Source organism: Micromonospora sp. RTP1Z1 (genome assembly GCF_033804685.1).
GTDB lineage: Bacteria > Actinomycetota > Actinomycetes > Mycobacteriales > Micromonosporaceae > Micromonospora.
Genome location: NZ_JAPFQV010000004.1, coordinates 115,455 through 131,529, shown reverse-complemented (window position 1 = coordinate 131,529; position 16,075 = coordinate 115,455). Strand labels below are relative to the sequence as shown.

The 16,075-nt window shown below is 72.7% G+C and carries 15 protein-coding genes and 1 tRNA gene; 12 read left to right on the top strand and 4 right to left on the bottom strand.

What is annotated here, in order from left to right; translation table 11 throughout:
- Positions 1–46 precede the first annotated feature (46 nt).
- Both rsmI and metG read left to right on the top strand, forming a co-directional pair.
- Positions 47–886, top strand: coding sequence for a 16S rRNA (cytidine(1402)-2'-O)-methyltransferase (gene rsmI / locus SLP03_RS03785; protein ID WP_413644318.1), 840 nt, complete (start codon positions 47–49; stop codon positions 884–886).
- A 114-nt stretch (positions 887–1,000) separates the two neighbouring features.
- Positions 1,001–2,833 carry a methionine--tRNA ligase gene (metG, locus tag SLP03_RS03780; RefSeq protein ID WP_319459083.1) on the top strand — a complete coding sequence of 611 codons (1,833 nt, stop codon included), beginning with the start codon at positions 1,001–1,003 and terminating at the stop codon, positions 2,831–2,833.
- A 67-nt stretch (positions 2,834–2,900) separates the two neighbouring features.
- Here the strand turns inward: metG and SLP03_RS03775 are convergent, their stop codons facing one another.
- Positions 2,901–3,752 (bottom strand): alpha/beta hydrolase, encoded by an 852-nt coding sequence (locus SLP03_RS03775; RefSeq protein ID WP_319459082.1) that lies wholly within the window; start codon positions 3,750–3,752, stop codon positions 2,901–2,903.
- A 58-nt stretch (positions 3,753–3,810) separates the two neighbouring features.
- Positions 3,811–5,061: a hypothetical protein gene (locus SLP03_RS03770; protein ID WP_319459081.1), complete on the bottom strand. Its 1,251-nt coding sequence runs from the start codon at positions 5,059–5,061 to the stop codon at positions 3,811–3,813.
- Positions 5,062–5,143: 82 nt separating this feature from the next.
- Here SLP03_RS03770 and SLP03_RS03765 point away from each other — a divergent pair, with 82 nt between their 5' ends.
- The 6 genes from SLP03_RS03765 (at position 5,144) to SLP03_RS03740 (ending at position 11,167) form a co-directional block, all read left to right on the top strand.
- Entirely contained in the window at positions 5,144–6,043 is a 900-nt protein-coding gene (locus SLP03_RS03765; protein WP_319459136.1) for a TatD family hydrolase, read from the top strand.
- A 32-nt stretch (positions 6,044–6,075) separates the two neighbouring features.
- On the top strand, positions 6,076–6,945 hold the full coding sequence (gene rsmA / locus SLP03_RS03760; RefSeq protein WP_319459080.1) for a 16S rRNA (adenine(1518)-N(6)/adenine(1519)-N(6))-dimethyltransferase RsmA: 870 nt from the start codon (positions 6,076–6,078) through the stop codon (positions 6,943–6,945).
- An 83-nt stretch (positions 6,946–7,028) separates the two neighbouring features.
- A complete protein-coding gene (locus SLP03_RS03755; protein WP_319459079.1) occupies positions 7,029–7,985 on the top strand; it encodes a 4-(cytidine 5'-diphospho)-2-C-methyl-D-erythritol kinase in 957 nt (318 codons plus the stop codon).
- Between the two features lie 231 nt (positions 7,986–8,216).
- Entirely contained in the window at positions 8,217–10,025 is a 1,809-nt protein-coding gene (locus SLP03_RS03750) for an ABC-F family ATP-binding cassette domain-containing protein (RefSeq protein ID WP_319459078.1), read from the top strand.
- Between the two features lie 94 nt (positions 10,026–10,119).
- Entirely contained in the window at positions 10,120–10,575 is a 456-nt protein-coding gene (locus SLP03_RS03745; RefSeq protein WP_319459077.1) for a DUF4383 domain-containing protein, read from the top strand.
- A gap of 115 nt (positions 10,576–10,690) precedes the next feature.
- Positions 10,691–11,167, top strand: coding sequence for a DUF4383 domain-containing protein (locus tag SLP03_RS03740; RefSeq protein ID WP_319459076.1), 477 nt, complete (start codon positions 10,691–10,693; stop codon positions 11,165–11,167).
- A gap of 12 nt (positions 11,168–11,179) precedes the next feature.
- Here SLP03_RS03740 and SLP03_RS03735 read toward each other — a convergent pair whose 3' ends face one another.
- Together SLP03_RS03735 and SLP03_RS03730 are read right to left on the bottom strand one after the other, a co-directional pair.
- The gene (locus tag SLP03_RS03735; protein ID WP_319459075.1) at positions 11,180–11,866 is read right to left on the bottom strand and encodes a TetR/AcrR family transcriptional regulator; all 687 of its coding nucleotides are present in this window, start codon (positions 11,864–11,866) and stop codon (positions 11,180–11,182) included.
- A gap of 170 nt (positions 11,867–12,036) precedes the next feature.
- Positions 12,037–12,207, bottom strand: coding sequence for a hypothetical protein (locus tag SLP03_RS03730; protein WP_319459074.1), 171 nt, complete (start codon positions 12,205–12,207; stop codon positions 12,037–12,039).
- A 51-nt stretch (positions 12,208–12,258) separates the two neighbouring features.
- Between SLP03_RS03730 and SLP03_RS03725 the strand changes: the two genes are divergently transcribed.
- The 4 genes from SLP03_RS03725 (at position 12,259) to SLP03_RS03710 (ending at position 15,995) form a co-directional block, all read left to right on the top strand.
- Positions 12,259–12,330 (top strand) — tRNA-Gln (locus SLP03_RS03725).
- A 108-nt stretch (positions 12,331–12,438) separates the two neighbouring features.
- Positions 12,439–13,974 carry a bifunctional UDP-N-acetylglucosamine diphosphorylase/glucosamine-1-phosphate N-acetyltransferase GlmU gene (glmU, locus tag SLP03_RS03720; protein WP_319459073.1) on the top strand — a complete coding sequence of 512 codons (1,536 nt, stop codon included), beginning with the start codon at positions 12,439–12,441 and terminating at the stop codon, positions 13,972–13,974.
- Between the two features lie 55 nt (positions 13,975–14,029).
- The gene (locus SLP03_RS03715; protein WP_319459072.1) at positions 14,030–15,010 is read left to right on the top strand and encodes a ribose-phosphate diphosphokinase; all 981 of its coding nucleotides are present in this window, start codon (positions 14,030–14,032) and stop codon (positions 15,008–15,010) included.
- A gap of 289 nt (positions 15,011–15,299) precedes the next feature.
- Positions 15,300–15,995 (top strand): 50S ribosomal protein L25/general stress protein Ctc, encoded by a 696-nt coding sequence (locus SLP03_RS03710; RefSeq protein WP_319459071.1) that lies wholly within the window; start codon positions 15,300–15,302, stop codon positions 15,993–15,995.
- The last annotated feature ends 80 nt before the right edge of the window (positions 15,996–16,075 follow it).

Here is a 16,075-nt window from a genome sequence, read left to right as displayed (position 1 = left end):
CGAGGTTCGTGCCGCCGTCGATGAAGGAGCATCTTTCGTGGGTGAAATGTCCGAGGTAGGGCGCCTGATCCTGCTCGGCGCGCCGCTGGGCAACCCGGCCGACGCCTCGGCCCGGTTCCGCGAGGTGCTCGCCACCGCCGACGTGGTCGCCGCCGAGGACACCCGGCGGCTCACCCGGTTGGCCCGGGACCTGGCCGTCACGGTCCCCGGCCGGATCGTCTCCTACTTCGAGGGGAACGAGGAGCGGCGTACCCCGGAGCTGGTCGAGGTGCTCACCGCCGGGTACGTGGTCGCCCTGGTCACCGACGGCGGCATGCCCAGCGTCTCCGACCCCGGGTACCGGCTGGTCCGGGGCGCGCTCGACGCCGGCGTCCCGGTCACCGCCGCCCCCGGGCCCAGCGCGGTGACCACCGCCCTGGCGCTGTCCGGGCTGCCCAGCGACCGGTTCTGCTTCGAGGGCTTCCTGCCCCGCTCCCCGGGCACCCGCCGGTCCCGGCTGCGGGCCCTGGCCGCCGAGGAACGCACCCTGGTGCTCTTCGAGGCACCGCACCGGATCACCGGCGCGCTGGCCGACCTGGCCGCCATCTTCGGCCCCGACCGGCCCGCCGCGCTCTGCCGCGAGCTGACCAAGACGTACGAGGAGGTGGTCCGCCGGCCGCTGGGCGAGCTGGCCGACTGGGCCGCCGAGGGCGAGCCCCGAGGCGAGATCACCCTGGTGGTGGCCGGCGCGCCGCCCAAAGCCGCGGCCCGGCCCGACGACGACACGCTCCGCGCGGCCGTGGCCGAGCGGGAGTCCGCCGGCCTGTCCCGGCGGGACGCCATCACCGAGGTCGCGACCGAGTACGGGCTGCGGCGCCGCGAGGTCTACGGCGTCGTGCACAGCTGACCGGCGTGTCGGCGACAAATCGGACGGAGTGTCGCGGTCCCGGACCGCCCGCCGACACCCCGGCGCGCCTATTGATTCGCCGGCACCCCGAGGCGGTCACTACGCTTGCTGGTCATGAGTCACGTTCTCGCCGCGGTCGCCTGGCCCTACGCCAACGGCCCGCGCCACATCGGCCACGTATCCGGATTCGGCGTTCCCTCCGACGTCTTCGCCCGGTACATGCGGATGGCCGGACACGACGTGCTCATGGTCTCGGGCACCGACGAGCACGGCACGCCGATCCAGGTGCAGGCCGACGCCGAGGGGGTCACCCCGCGCGAGCTGGCCGACCGGTACAACCGGGTGATCGTCGAGGACCTGCACGGCCTCGGCCTCTCCTACGACCTGTTCACCCGCACCACCACCCGCAACCACTACGCGGTGGTGCAGGAGCTGTTCGAGGGGATGTACCGCAACGGCTACATCGTCCCGAAGACCACCATGGGGGCGATCTCCCCATCCACCGGCCGGACCCTGCCCGACCGCTACATCGAGGGCACCTGCCCGATCTGCGGCTACGACAGCGCCCGCGGCGACCAGTGCGACAACTGCGGCAACCAGCTCGACCCGGTCGACCTGATCAACCCGAGGTCGAAGATCAACGGCGAGACGCCGAAGTTCGTCGAGACCGAGCACTTCTTCCTCGACCTGCCCGCCCTGGCCGACGTGCTGCGGCAGTGGCTGGACAGCCGGGAGGGCTGGCGCCCCAACGTGCTGCGGTTCTCCAGGAACCTGCTCGACGACCTCCAGCCCCGGGCCATCACCCGGGACCTGGAGTGGGGCGTGCCGATCCCCCTGGACGGCTGGCGGGACCGCAACGACAAGCGGATCTACGTCTGGTTCGACGCGGTGATCGGCTACCTGTCCGCCTCGATCGAGTGGGCCCGCCGCTCCGGCGACCCGGAAGCCTGGCGGAAGTACTGGAATTCGAAGGACGGCGAGGGCAGCGTTCCGACGGCCGACGGAGTCGGCGGTGACGCGCGCAGCTACTACTTCATGGGCAAGGACAACATCGTCTTCCACTCGGTGATCTGGCCGGCGCTGCTCTCCGGCTACTCCGGCGAGGGCAGCCGGGACGGCGAACCGGGCGAGCTGGGCCGGCTCAACCTCCCCACCGAGGTGGTCTCCAGCGAATACCTGACCATGGAGGGGCGCAAGTTCTCCTCGTCCCGCAAGGTCGTCATCTACGTCCGGGACTTCCTGGCGCGGTACGACGCGGACGCGCTGCGCTACTTCATCGCCGCCGCCGGCCCGGAGAGCAACGACACCGACTTCACCTGGGCCGAGTTCCTCCGCCGCAACAACGATGAGCTGGTCGCCGGCTGGGGCAACCTGGTCAACCGGTCCGTCTCCATGGCCGCGAAGAACTTCGGGGCGATCCCGCCGGTCGACCCGGCTGGCCTCACCGAGGCCGACGAGGCGCTGCTCGCCACCGCCCGAGCCGGCTTCGCCGTCGTCGGCGACCTGATCGCCAAGCACCGGCAGAAGCAGGCCATCGGCGAGGCGATGAAGGTGGTCGCCGAGGCCAACCGGTACCTGTCCGACCAGGCGCCGTGGAAGCTCAAGGGCGAGGACGACAAGCCGCGGATGGGCACCGTCCTGCACGTCGCCCTCCAGGTGATCAGCGACGCCAACACGCTGCTCACCCCGTTCCTGCCGCACTCCGCGCAGCAGGTCCACGAGTTGCTCGGCGGCACCGGCGTGCACGCGCCGATGCCCTCGATCGTGGAGGTCGACGACCTCGACGGCGGGCCGGGATACCCGGTGCTGACCGGGGACTACACGGTCGGCGCGCGCTGGGAGTCCGTACCGCTGGAGGCCGGCCGGCCACTGACCGCGCCGACGCCCGTCTTCCGCAAGCTCGACCCGTCCATCGTCGACGAGGAACTGGCCCGGCTCGGCGGCTGACCCCGAACCGACCACGAACGCGGCCCCCGGGGTGACCCGGGGGCCGCGAGTCCATGCCGGCGTCGGCTCAGGCGCGGGCCATCGACGGCGCGCTGACGAACTCCATGATCGCCTGGTTGACCTGGTCGGCGTTCGTCCACGGGGTGCCGTGCGGCGCGCCCGGAAGCGTGACCAAGTGGCTGTTCGGCAGCATCGGCTGCAACCGCTGCCCGGTCTTCGGGTACGGCAGCACGTTGTCCTTGTCGCCCTGCACGATCAGCACCGGTACGTCGATGCGCGGCAGGTCGCCCCGGAAGTCGGTCTGCCAGGCCGTCACGGAGTCGTAGGTGCCCTTCGCCGACGCCCGCGCGCCGATCTCCCAGTGCGCCCGGTGCGCCTCCTCGCTGACCAGCTTGCCCTTGTTCTCCTGATAGTTGAAGAACGCCTCGCAGAAGGTGGTGAGGTAGGCGAAGCGGTCGGCGAGAATCGCCTGCTGGAAGCCGTCGAAGAGGCTCTTCTCGACCCCCTCCGGGTTGTCCGCGGTCTTCAGCAGGTACGGCGCCAGCGGGGCCAGCAGCACCGCCCGGTCCACCCGCCCCGAGCCGTACGCCCCCAGGTAGCGGGTCACCTCGCCGGTGCCCATCGAGTGCCCGATCAGGAGCGCGTTGCGCAGATCCAGCTCGTTCATCAGCACGTCGAGGTCGGCGGCGAAGGTGTCGTAGTCGTACCCCATCGCCGGTTGGGCGGACGCGCCGAAGCCGCGACGGTCGTACGTGATCGTCCGGTAACCGGCGTTGAGCAGGGCGGTGGTCTGCTTCTCCCAGGTCGCCCCGTTGAACGGGAAGCCGTGGATCAGCACCACCGGCTGCCCGGAGCCATGGTCCTCGTAGTACAGATCGATGGGGGCGGAGTTCTCCGTCCCCACGGTGATGAACGGCATGATCGTCTCCTGATGCGCGGCGTCTCGGACCTGCCGCGCATTCCCGGGCCGTCCCCCGTTATGCCACCGGATAGGGCAGGTCCACCACCCGGTCGTCGGTCACCTCGGCACCCGGCGCCCAGGTCTCGTAGACGCCCCGTTCGTGGCACTGTGCCCCGGTCGTCAGCACCGTGTCCGCATCCGGGCGACACAGTCGCAGCCGCAGCCAGCCCGCCTCCTCCCGGAGCACCAGGCAGGGCACGCCCCGCCAGGTGGCGTGGCGCAGCCGGCGGGCCGCCGAGTCCACCGGGTACCGGGCCGCCCGGGTCATCGCCAGCACCCGGAACCCGCCGGGCTGGTCGGCCACCGCCTCGTACTCCCCGCCGGCGTACGCGCCGACGAGCTGGGTGGAGCGCGGCGCGTCGCCGGTCGGCACGTACTCCTGGTCGGGGGAGAGGCCGGGCACCGCGGCGAGCAGGTGCCGCCACTGCGGGCCGACCATCCGCAGCCAACCGCGCTGCTCCGCCTGGTAGGTGTAGAGCACCATCTCCACCCCCTCGGCCGGGTAGGCGAGCAGGGTGGCGTTGGCCGGCATCGGCAGGTCCGCGAAGTCCCGGGTGATGTACTCCGGGATGAGCTGGGCGTTGCTCGGCACGAACCCGGTACCCAGCACCGGCGGCCCGAGCCGGTCCCGGGGCGGCAGCGCGCCCAACCCCAGGTGCGCCGCGCCGATCGGCACGTCGTAGTCGCCCGGGCCGGCGGCCCGCCACCGCAGCGCGTACGCCACGTCGGTGCCGTCCCGGCCGCCCTCGCCGTCCCCCCGCAGCACGGCCATCCCGGCCGGTGTCCGCAGGTGCGCGACGTCGTGCTCCCGGTAGCAGAAGCCGTGCGGCAGCCAGCCCCGCACGTACCCGCCGAGCTGGCGGGCGGAGAGCACCTTGACCATCCGGGTGCCCGGCCGGATCACCGCCGAGGCGCGGACCCTGGTGAGCACCGGATCGCCGGCCGCCGCCGGTTGCTGGCTGAGCTGGTGCACCTGCGCCCAGCCCCGATCCCGGTGCACCGGCATCAGCAGCGGCGACTCCGCCTCCTCGGTCGGCTCGGTCGCCCCGTGCACCGCGGTGACCTCGGTGACGTGCACGAACCGCCGCCAGGGGTGGGTGGCGCCGGGCCGGGGCGCCCACTCGAAACCGGGTACCTCGTCGGCGCTGAACAGCTCGTACGCCGCGCCCCGGGCGATCTCCTCCGCCGGGTGGTCCCGGCCGTCGTACGTCACGTGCAGCCCGGCCCGCTCCGACGCGGTGCCGCTGGCCTGAGGGGTGACCGTCACCTGCGGCACACTAAGCGTGACAGATGTTGTGTGAGTGAACAGTCGATGGCGCTCCGGGAACGCGCCCCGGCAGTGGTGTGTGATGCTGGCCGCGATGACCGAGCAGACCGAATCCCGCAAGCAGCGCGCCGCCCGTCGGGCCGGTGAGTTCCCGCCCGCCCCGGAGGCGCTGCCCCGGCCCGTGCTGGACAGCCACACCCACCTCGACATCACCGTCAGCGAGGCCGGCGTGCCCGGCGGCGGTCCCGCCGACGACCCGGTCGCGGCGGCGATCGAGGTGGCGGCCCGCGTCGGCGTGGACCGGCTGGTCCAGGTCGGCGTCGACCTGGCCTCCTCCCGCTGGGGCGCCGACGTCGCCGAGAAGTACCCAGCGGTGCTGGCCACCGTGGCGCTGCACCCGAACGAGGCGCCCCGGCTGACCGACCTCGACGAGGCGCTGCGCCGGATCGAGGCCCTCGCCGCCCGGGACCGGGTCCGGGGCGTCGGCGAGACCGGGATGGACTTCTTCCGTACCGGCGACGAGGGGCGGGCCGCGCAGGAGGTGAGCTTCCGCGCGCACATCGCCATCGCCAAGCGGTACGGCAAGGCGCTGGTCATCCACGACCGGGACGCGCACGCCGAGGTGCTGCGCATCCTCGACGACGAGGGCGCCCCGGACACGGTGGTGCTGCACTGCTTCTCCGGCGACGCGGACTTCGCCGCCGAGTGCGTCCGCCGGGGCTACCTGCTCAGCTTCGCCGGCACGGTCACCTTCGGCAGCGCGGGGGCGTTGCGGGAGGCCGCCGCGCTCACCCCGCTCGACCAGATCCTGGTGGAGACCGACGCGCCGTACCTGACCCCGATGCCGCACCGGGGACGGCCGAACGCGTCGTACCTGATCCCGCTGACGGTCCGGTCGCTCGCCGCGACCACCGGCGCCGACCTCGACGAGCTGTGCGCGGCGATCTCGGCGACCGGCGACCGCGTCTTCGGCCCGTGGTGAGCGGGGCGGACCCCGCCGCTACGCTACGGGGCGTGACCGGTCTCCTCGGCCCGGCGGAGATCCGGGAACTCGCCGCCCGCCTCGGCGTCGCCCCCACCAAGAGGCTCGGCCAGAACTTCGTGCACGACCCGAACACGGTCCGCAGGATCGTCACCACCGCCGGCCTGGCCCCGGACGATGTGGCGTTGGAGGTCGGCCCCGGGCTCGGCTCGCTCACCCTGGCCCTGCTCCCGGTCGCCGCGCACGTGCACGCCGTGGAGATCGACCCGACGCTGGCCGGCGCGCTGCCGGAAACCGCCGCCCGGTTCGCCGGCCCGGACGCCGCCCGGCTCACCGTGCACCGCGCCGACGCGCTGCGCGTCCGCGCGGCCGAGCTGGCCGAGCCGCCGCCCACCGCGCTGGTGGCCAACCTGCCGTACAACGTCGCGGTGCCGGTGGTGCTGCACCTCCTCGCCGAGCTGCCCACCCTCCGGCACGGCCTGGTGATGGTGCAGAAGGAGGTCGCCGACCGGCTCGTCGCCGGTCCCGGCTCCAAGGTGTACGGCATCCCGTCGGTCAAGCTGGCCTGGTACGCCCGCGCCCGGGCCGCCGGGAAGGTGCCGCCGAACGTCTTCTGGCCGGTGCCGAACGTCGACTCCGGCCTGGTCGCCTTCACCCGCCGCGAGCCGCCACGCGCCGACGTCGCCCGGCAGGCGGTCTTCGCCGTGGTCGACGCGGCGTTCGCGCAGCGCCGCAAGACCCTGCGCGCCGCCCTCGCGGGCTGGGCCGGCGGCGCGGACCGGGCCGCCGCCGCGCTCACCGCCGCCGGGGTCGACCCCGGCGCCCGCGGCGAGTCGCTCACCGTCGAGCAGTTCGCCGCCATCGCCGCGTCGGCCCCGACCGCCGCGCCGGCCGCGCAGTAGGCTGGCGCCGTGCCCGACCCCGCCGAGGAGTTGATCGTGGAGAAGCCGTTCGACATCCGCCTGCGCCTGCGGGACATCGCCCCGTGACCGAGGCCTGGCGACCGGACGACGAGGACGAGCAGCGGCGGCGTGGGGCCAGCGGACCGGTGAAGGTCCGGGTGCCCGCCAAGGTCAACCTGCATCTCGGGGTGGGCCCGCTGCGCCGTGACGGCTACCACGAGCTGAACACCGTCTACCACGCGATCTCGATCTACGACGAGCTGACCGCCCGGCGGGGCGACACCCTCACCCTGACCATGGAGGGGGAGGGGGCCGGCGAGCTGGCCCTGGACGACACCAACCTGGCGATCCGGGCCGCCCACGCCCTCGCCGGGTACGCCGGCGTCCCCCCGTACGCCCGGCTGCACCTGCGCAAGCAGATCCCGCTCGCCGGCGGGCTGGCCGGTGGCAGCGCCGACGCGGCCGCCGCCCTGGTCGCCTGCGACGCCCTCTGGGGCACCGGGCTGTCCCGCGACGAGCTGGCCGGCATCGCCGCCGACCTCGGCTCCGACGTGCCCTTCCTGATCCACGGCGGCACCGCGCTCGGCACCGGCCGGGGCGAGGCGGTCAGCCCGGTGCTGGCCCGCGCCACCTCCTGGCACTGGGTGGTGGCGGTCGCCGACGGCGGCCTCTCCACCCCCGCGGCGTACCGCGAGCTGGACCGGCTCCGCGACGCCGGCACCGCGGGCGAGGCGCTGGGCAGCACCGACGCGCTGCTCGGCGCGCTGCGCCAGCGTGACCCGCGGGTGCTCGCCGCCGCCCTCGGCAACGACCTCCAGGCCGCCGCGCTGAGCATGCGCCCGGCGCTGGCCGACACCCTGAAGGCGGGGGAGGTGGCCGGGGCGCTCGCCGGTATCGTCTCCGGGTCCGGCCCGACCTGCGCCTTCCTCGCCGCCGACGCCGCCGACGCGGCGCGGATCGCCGCCGAGCTGGAGGCCGCCGAGGTGTGCCGGGAGGCCCGGGTCGCCCACGGCCCGGTCGCCGGAGCGCGCATCAGCTGAGCCGGCCGGGGCCACCCTGGCAGCCCCCCGTCGTCGGGACTGCCGACGGCCGCCGCCCCGGCGGGCACGTCACGCCGCGGCCGGAACGGAACAATCGGGCGCCGGGGTCGGTTGACCTGAGGGGCCCGGCGCCCGGCCGGACGGCCAGGTGCCCGCGTACCCTGAAACGTCGCAGGCGTCCCACGTGCCCCCGGCACCGGGACGCCTTGATTATGGGAGGTAGGTGAGGTCGTGGCCAACATCGTCAACCTGGACCGGGTGTCCAAGGGGTACGGCGCCGCCGGGCCGCTGCTCACCGACGTCTCGCTCGGCCTCGACGACGCCGACCGGATCGGCGTGGTCGGCCTCAACGGCGCCGGCAAGTCCACCCTGCTGCGGCTGCTCACCAAGCAGGAGGAGCCCGACGACGGCCGGGTCACCCACCGTCGCGACCTGCGCGTCCTCTGGCTGCCGCAGAGCCTCACCCTCGCCCCCGAGGCCACCGTGCGGGACGTCGTGCTCGGCACCGCCTGGCTCGGCCAGAGCATGGGCGCCGAGCACGAGTGGGCCGGCGACGCCGGCGTACGGGCCATCCTCGACGGCCTCGGCATGCCGTACCTCGGCCTCGACCAGCCGGTCGGCCCGATGTCCGGGGGCGAGCGGCGCCGGGTCGCCCTGGCCGCCCTGCTGGTCCGCGAATCCGACCTGCTGATCCTCGACGAGCCCACCAACCACCTCGACGTCGGCGGCGTCGACTGGCTGGCCAGGTACCTGGTCGGCCGCAAGGGCGCGCTCGTCGTGGTCACCCACGACCGGTGGTTCCTCGACGAGGTCTGCACCGACACCTGGGAGGTCGCCGACCGGGCCGTCCGGGCGTACGAGGGCGGCTTCGCCGCCTGGATCCTCGCCCGCGCCGAGCGCGAGCGGGTCGCCGCCGCCACCGAGGCCCGCCGGCAGAACCTCCTCCGCAAGGAGATCGCCTGGCTGCGCCGCGGCCCGCCCGCCCGCACGTCCAAGCCGCAGTTCCGCATCGACGCGGCCAACGCGCTGATCGCCGACGTCCCGGAGCCGCGCGACACCATGTCGCTGCAGCGGCTCGCCACCGCCCGGCTCGGCAAGCAGGTGTACGACCTGGAGCACGTCAGGCTGCACGCCGGCCCGAAGGAGATCCTGCACGACACCACCTGGCAGGTCGGCCCCGGCGACCGGATCGCCGTCCTCGGGCGCAACGGCTCCGGCAAGACCACGCTGCTGCGGATGCTCGCCGGACTGAGCCGCCCCGAGAGCGGCCGGTTCGCCACCGGTTCGACCGTCAAGCCGGCGTTCCTCTCCCAGGAACTCGCCGAACTCCCCGGCCACCTGCGGGTCCTCGAAGCCGTCGAGGAGGTCGCCCGCCGGGTCCAGTTCGGCGACCGGGAGATCTCCGCCGCCCAGCTCGCCGAGATCTTCGGCTTCGACGACCGGCGGCTCTGGACCCCGGTCAGCAACCTCTCCGGCGGGGAGCGCCGTCGGCTGCAGATGCTCCGGCTGCTCGCCGGCGAGCCCAACGTGCTCCTCTTCGACGAGCCCACCAACGACCTGGACACCGACACCCTCGCCGCGCTCGAGGATCTCCTCGACTCCTGGCCCGGCACGATCATCGTGGCCAGCCACGACCGGTACCTGATCGAGCGGGTCACCGACGTCGCGTACGGGATGTTCGGTGACGGGCGGCTGGTGCACCTGCCCGGCGGGGTCGACGAGTACCTGGCCCGGGCCGCGGCCGACGGGCCCGGCCTTGCGCGCGGCGCGGTCGCGCCCGGCCCGGCGACGCCGGCCACCGTCCGGAGCGGGATGTCCGCCGCCGAGGTCCGGGTGGCGAAGAAGGAGCTGAGCCGGCTGGAACGGCAGGTCGGCAAGCTTGATCAGAAGGAGGCCGCCCTCCTCGACCAGCTCGCCGCCAACGCCACCGACTATGCCACGGTCGCCGAGCTGGACGCCCAGCTCAAGGAACTGCGGGCCGAGCGGGAGCGGACCGAGGAGACCTGGCTCGCCCTCGCCGAGGACCTGCCGACCGGCTGAACGCGCCACGGGTGGGGGGTGTGCGGCGTCACTTCCCCCGCGTGCGGGACAATCGCCGGCGACCCCTCACCCGAACGGTCTTGGAGACTCAGACATGGCCCACACCCCCGTCAACCACCCCGCGCGGCCGATCTACCGGGCGATCGGCGGGCTCGTTGGTCTGTACTTCGTGGTCTTCGGCGTGCTCGGCATCATCGCGAGCGCCGGCAACGACGTCCTCGCCCAGGACGGCACCACGGTCCTCGGCCAGGGCACCAACACCGGTTACTCGCTGCTCGCCGTCCTGTTCGGCCTCATGATCCTGGCCGGCACCGCCATCGGCCGGAACCTCGACGTGGCGGTCAACCAGTGGCTGTCGTACGCGCTGATGGCCCTCGGCCTGGCCGAGCTGGCCTTCATCCGGACCGACGCGAACATCTTCAACTTCTCCATCATCACGGTCATCGTGACCTTCACCCTCGCCCTCGTCCTGCTGATGGTCGGCATGTACGGCAAGGTCGGCACCGACGAGGAGAAGAACGCCTGGGAGAAGGCTCGTCTCGTCCTGTAGATCCTGCTGCGCTCGCGGGGCCCGGCTGGTTGCCGGGCCTTCGGCGTTTTCGGGGACAGGCCCCACCCGGTCAAGTGACAATGTGGCGAGATCGGTCACTTGGCTGGAGGAGCTCATGCCGCACTTTCCGGTGAACCACCCCGCGCGGCCGCTCTACCGGGTCCTGTCGGGGCTCGTCGGGCTCTACATCCTGGTCTTCGGGGTGTACGGGGTGGTCGAGACGTGGGGCGACGGGCTCTTCGCCCGGGGCTCGGACTACGCGCTCGGACTCCGCACCAACCTGGCCTTCTCGCTGGTCTCCGTGGTGTTCGGCATCGTGCTGATGGTCGGGGCGTCCCGCCGCGGCAACCTCGGCCACTACATGAACCTCACCGCCGGGGCGGTCTTCCTGGTCACCGCCATCCTGATGATGGCGGTGCTGCAAACCTCGGCGAACTTCCTCAACTTCTCGATGTCCACCGTCATCGTGTCGCTGCTGTTCGGGCTGGTCCTGCTCGCCACCGGCCTCTACGACAAGGTCGGCAGCGAGGAACACGCCGAGGCCGAGCGCCGCCGCCGCAACCACTCGATCTCCGAGGCCGGCGCCCGCTGACCCGCCCGCCGGTCAACCCGGCTTGCGGACCGTGATCAGGCCCGGCTTGGCCTCCAGGTGCGACAGCCCGCTCCAGGCCAGGTTGACCAGGTGGGCGGCGACCGTCTCCTTGCGCGGCTTGCGCACCTCCAGCCACCAGCGGCCGGTCAACGCCACCATGCCCACCAGCGCCTGCGAGTAGAGCTCGGCCAGCTTCGGGTCGTACCCACGGCTGGAGAACTCCGCGCCCAGGATATGCTCCACCTGGTGCGCGACGTCGTTCATCACGCTGCTGAAGTTGCCCGTCGCCGACATCAGCGGCGACTCCCGGACCAGCACCCGGAACCCGCTGGTCTCCTCCTCGATGTACGTCAGCAGGGTCAGCGCCGCCTGCTCCAGCAGCTCCCGGGGGTGCCCCGCGGTCAACGCCGTCGTGATCCGCTCCAGCAGCGAACGGACCTCCCGGTCCACCACCACCGCGTAGAGCCCCTCCTTGCCGCCGAAGTGCTCGTAGACCACCGGCTTGGAGACCCGGGCCCGGGTGGCCACCTCCTCGATCGAGGTGGCGTCGAAGCCGCGCTCGGCGAAGATCTGCCGGGCGATCGCGATCAGCTGCTCGCGCCGCTGCGCCGCGGACATCCGTACCCGCGAGGAGGACTTCGCCGCCGAGACGGCCCGCCGTTTTGCGGTGCTGGCGTCGTTGCCGGGAACCTCGGTCATCTCGTCACCTCGCTGGCGCTCGGTGACGCCCTGCCGTGGGATTGGCGTGCTCACGTCATGGCCGTGCCGGCCCGGTGGCCGGTGCCGTGGCGACGCCGGATTCGCCGGCGGTGTTCAAGCTCGATCATCTGGCCATCCTGCCAGGCGGGTGCGCGACCCACCGCCCGGTTTCACCGCTCCGGCTCCACCGACCCGGCCGTGAGCCGTTCGGGACCGACCAGCTTGGCCGTGATGCGTTCCGGCTTCGGCCAGCGCACCGCCCGGGCGGCGCCGGTCTTCTCAAGCAGCCAGATCACCCGCGCCGACGGCGTGGTGGATGGCCTGGTGGCAGCCGGCGCCACGATGCGAGCGTCCAGGGATCGGGGCCGAGGCGCTAAGCTGTGGGCGACCTTTCGGCCGTGGTGTAATTGGCAACACCCGGGTCTTTGGTACCCGTGTTTCAGGTTCGAACCCTGGCGGCCGAGCTTTCCTATTGCGTCCGGATGCTGTCTGACTGGGGTAACGGGCGAACGGTCCGGGCCACGTGGTTAGCATGGCCGCGAGACTGTCGCCATCCCGACGGGAGCCACGTCGTGCCCGAGCCCCACCTCCGCACCGTTGTCGTGCTTGCCGCCGGTGAGGGCAAGCGGATGAAGTCGTCCCTGCCCAAGGTGCTGCACCCACTGCTCGGTCGTACCCTGCTGGGCCACGTGCTGGCCGCGGCCGCGCCGCTACGCGCGGACCGCTCGGTGGTGGTGGTCGGGCACGGCGCCGACCAGGTCCGTGCCCACCTGGCCGAGATCGCCCCGGAGGCCACCCCGGTGCTCCAGGCCCAGCAGCTCGGCACCGGGCACGCCGTCAGGATCGCGCTGGAGGCGGTGCCGGACGCCGCCGGCACCGTCGTGGTGATCAACGGAGATGTGCCGCTGCTGCGGCCGGAGACCGTCGCCGCCCTCGTCGAGGCGCACGAGGGCGCGGGCGCGGCGGCGACCGTGCTCGCCGCCGAGGTGCCCGACCCGACCGGCCTGGGCCGGATCGTGCGGGACGCCGCCGGTCGGCTCGAGCAGATCGTCGAGGAGCGCGACGCGACCCCGGACCAGCGGGCGCTGCGGGAGATCAACGCCGGTATCTACGCCTTCGACCTGGCGCGGCTGCGCGAGGCCCTGGGCAAGCTCTCCACCGACAACGAACAGGGCGAGGAGTACCTGACCGACGTGTTCGGGCTGCTCCGTGACGCCGGTGAGCCGGTAGCGGTGCACGTCGCCGCGGACCACGTGGAGACGCTGGGCTGCAACGACCGGGTGGAGCTGGCCGCGCTGCGCCGGCTGCTGCGCGACCGGGTCAACGAGGGCTGGATGCGCGCCGGGGTGAGCATCCTCGACCCGGACACCACCTGGATCGACGTGACGGCGGCGGTCGAGCGGGACGCGGTGATCGACCAGAACACCCAGCTCCAGGGTGCGACGACGGTCGGCGCCGGAGCGCTGGTCGGTCCGGACGTCACGCTGATCGACACCACCGTGGGCGAGGGCGCGACCGTGCTGCGCAGCCACGCGGTGGGCGCCGAGGTGGGCGCGGGCGCCAGCGTCGGCCCGTACGCGTACCTGCGGCCGGCCGCGAGGCTGGCGGAGAAGTCGAAGGTCGGCACGTTTGTCGAGGTGAAGAACTCCGAGCTGGGTGCGGGCGCCAAGGTGCCGCACCTGACGTACGTGGGTGACGCGACGATCGGGGCGAAGGCGAACATCGGCGCCGCGACGATCTTCGTGAACTACGACGGGGTGAACAAGCACCGCACCACGGTCGGCGAGGGGGCTTTCGTGGGCTGTGATACCAGCCTGATCGCCCCGGTCGAGGTGGGTGCCGGGGCGTACGTGGCGGCGGGCAGCGCGATCGCCCAGGACGTGCCGCCGGGGGCGCTGGGGGTGACCCGGGCGCCGCAGCGCAACATCGAGGGCTGGGTGGCTCGCAAGCGCCCGGGAACCGTTTCTGCGGCGGCGGCCGAGCGGGCGGGACGGGCCGGTGAGGGTGCGTCGGGGAACCCCGGATCGGCAAGCGAAGGTGAGCCACTGCACGGGGGTGCGGAGACCGTGGGTGGACCGTCCGGCGCGGGGGATACTGCAACCGAATAGTCCCCGGCCCCACACCGCCGCCGGGAACGACCGACCAACGGGAGCAGACGGGCCCATGGGCAGCATCGTCGCCGAAAACCGCAAGAGCCTGATGCTCTTTTCCGGACGTGGCTTTCCGGAGTTGGCCAAGGAGATCGGTGAGGTGCTCGGCATCGCGCCGACCCCCTCCGACTCGTACGACTTCGCGAACGGTGAGATCTTCGTACGGTTCAAGGACTCGGTGCGCGGTTCGGACGCCTTCGTGGTGCAGTCCGTGACGCACGGGGTCAACACCTGGGTCATGGAGACCCTGATCATGATCGACGCGCTGAAGCGCGGTTCGGCCAAGCGGATCACCGTGGTGCTGCCGTTCTACCCGTACGCGCGGCAGGACAAGAAGCACCGGGGCCGGGAGCCGATCTCGGCCCGGCTGATCGCCGACCTGTTGAAGACGGCGGGGGCGAACCGGATCCTCACGGTCGACCTGCACACCGCGCAGATCCAGGGTTTCTTCGACGGCCCGGTGGACCACCTCTTCGCGATGGACATCCTCGCCGAGTACGTCGAGCGCAGGTACGCGGGCCGGCCGATGACCGTGGTGGCGCCGGATTCGGGCCGGGTGCGGGTGGCCGAGCGCTGGACCGACCGGCTGGGCGGCTGCCCGCTGGCGTTCATCCACAAGACCCGTGACCCGCTGAAGCCCAACCAGGTGGTGGCGAACCGGGTGGTCGGTGACGTCGAGGGTCGGGTCTGCCTGATCGTGGACGACATGATCGACACCGGTGGCACGATCACCAAGGCCGCCGACATCCTGAAGGAGTCCGGGGCGGCCGAGATCGTCGTCGCCGCCACCCACGCCCTGCTGTCGGACCCGGCGACCGAGCGGCTGAAGAACAGCCCGATCAGCGAGGTCGTAGTGACGAACACCCTGCCGATCACGCCGGAGAAGCAGCTCGACAAGCTCACCGTGCTGTCGATCGCGCCGCTGCTGGCCCGGGCGATCCGCGAGGTCTTCGACGACGGTTCGGTGACCACCCTCTTCGGTGGCCTGAGCTGATCTTCCGCGGCGCGGTGAGCGCGTCGCACGGCGGCACCGTTCCCGTCGGCCCGCAGGCCGACGGGAACGGTGATCTGGGGACTGCCGGAAAGCGCGGAATCCGCTCGGGTAGACTGGTGCGGTTGCCACGGCGAGGGTGCCCGGCGGGCCGCTGAAAAGCACCGCACGGAGGCGCCGTCATCGACGCGGTGCTCCGGGCAGTCGTTCATGACGCATGAGCCCCAGCGAGCCCCTCGCCCAGCACCGCAAGACGACAAGCCGCCGCAGCGAAAGCATCAGGAGTTTCCCCGTGTCCGAGGTAAAGATCAGCGCCGAGCCCCGTACCGAGTTCGGCAAGGGTGGTGCCCGTCGTACCCGCCGGGCCGGCAAGGTGCCCGCCGTGCTGTACGGCCACGGCGAGAAGCCCAAGCACATCGCGCTCCCGGCGCGTGAGTTCGCCGCCGCGATCCGCAAGGGTGGCGCCAACCAGCTCTTCGCGATCGAGGTGAGCGACGGCACCCAGGTGCTGGCGCTGCCGAAGGCGATCCAGCGTGACCCGATCAAGGACTCGTTCGAGCACGTCGACCTGCTGCTGGTCCGTCGTGGCGAGAAGGTCACCGTCGAGGTTCCGGTCCAGCTGACCGGTGAGGCCGCGCGGGACACCCTGATCGTGCACGACCACGACACCCTCTCGGTGATCGCCGACGCCACCAAGGTGCCGGACCACCTGGAGGCCTCGATCGACGGCGCGGAGCCGGGCGTCCAGATCACCGCCGCCGACGTCGAGCTGCCGGCCGGTGTCGAGCTGGCCACCGACCCGGAGATGCCGGTCGCCACGGTGACCGCCGCGCCGACCGCCGAGCAGCTCGAGGCGACCCTCCCCGAGGTCGAGGAGGCCGCCGAGGAGGCCGAGGCCGAGGTCGGCGAGGAGACCACCGCCGCCGAGGGTGCCGAGACGCCGGCCGCCGAGGGCGAGGCCCCGGCCGAGGCGCGGACCGAGGCCTGATCGGTCCGCAAGCTGTGCGGCAGGCGCTCCCGGGGTTCGGGGGCGCCTGTCGGCGTATCGGGACGTCCGCCGGGTGGCGG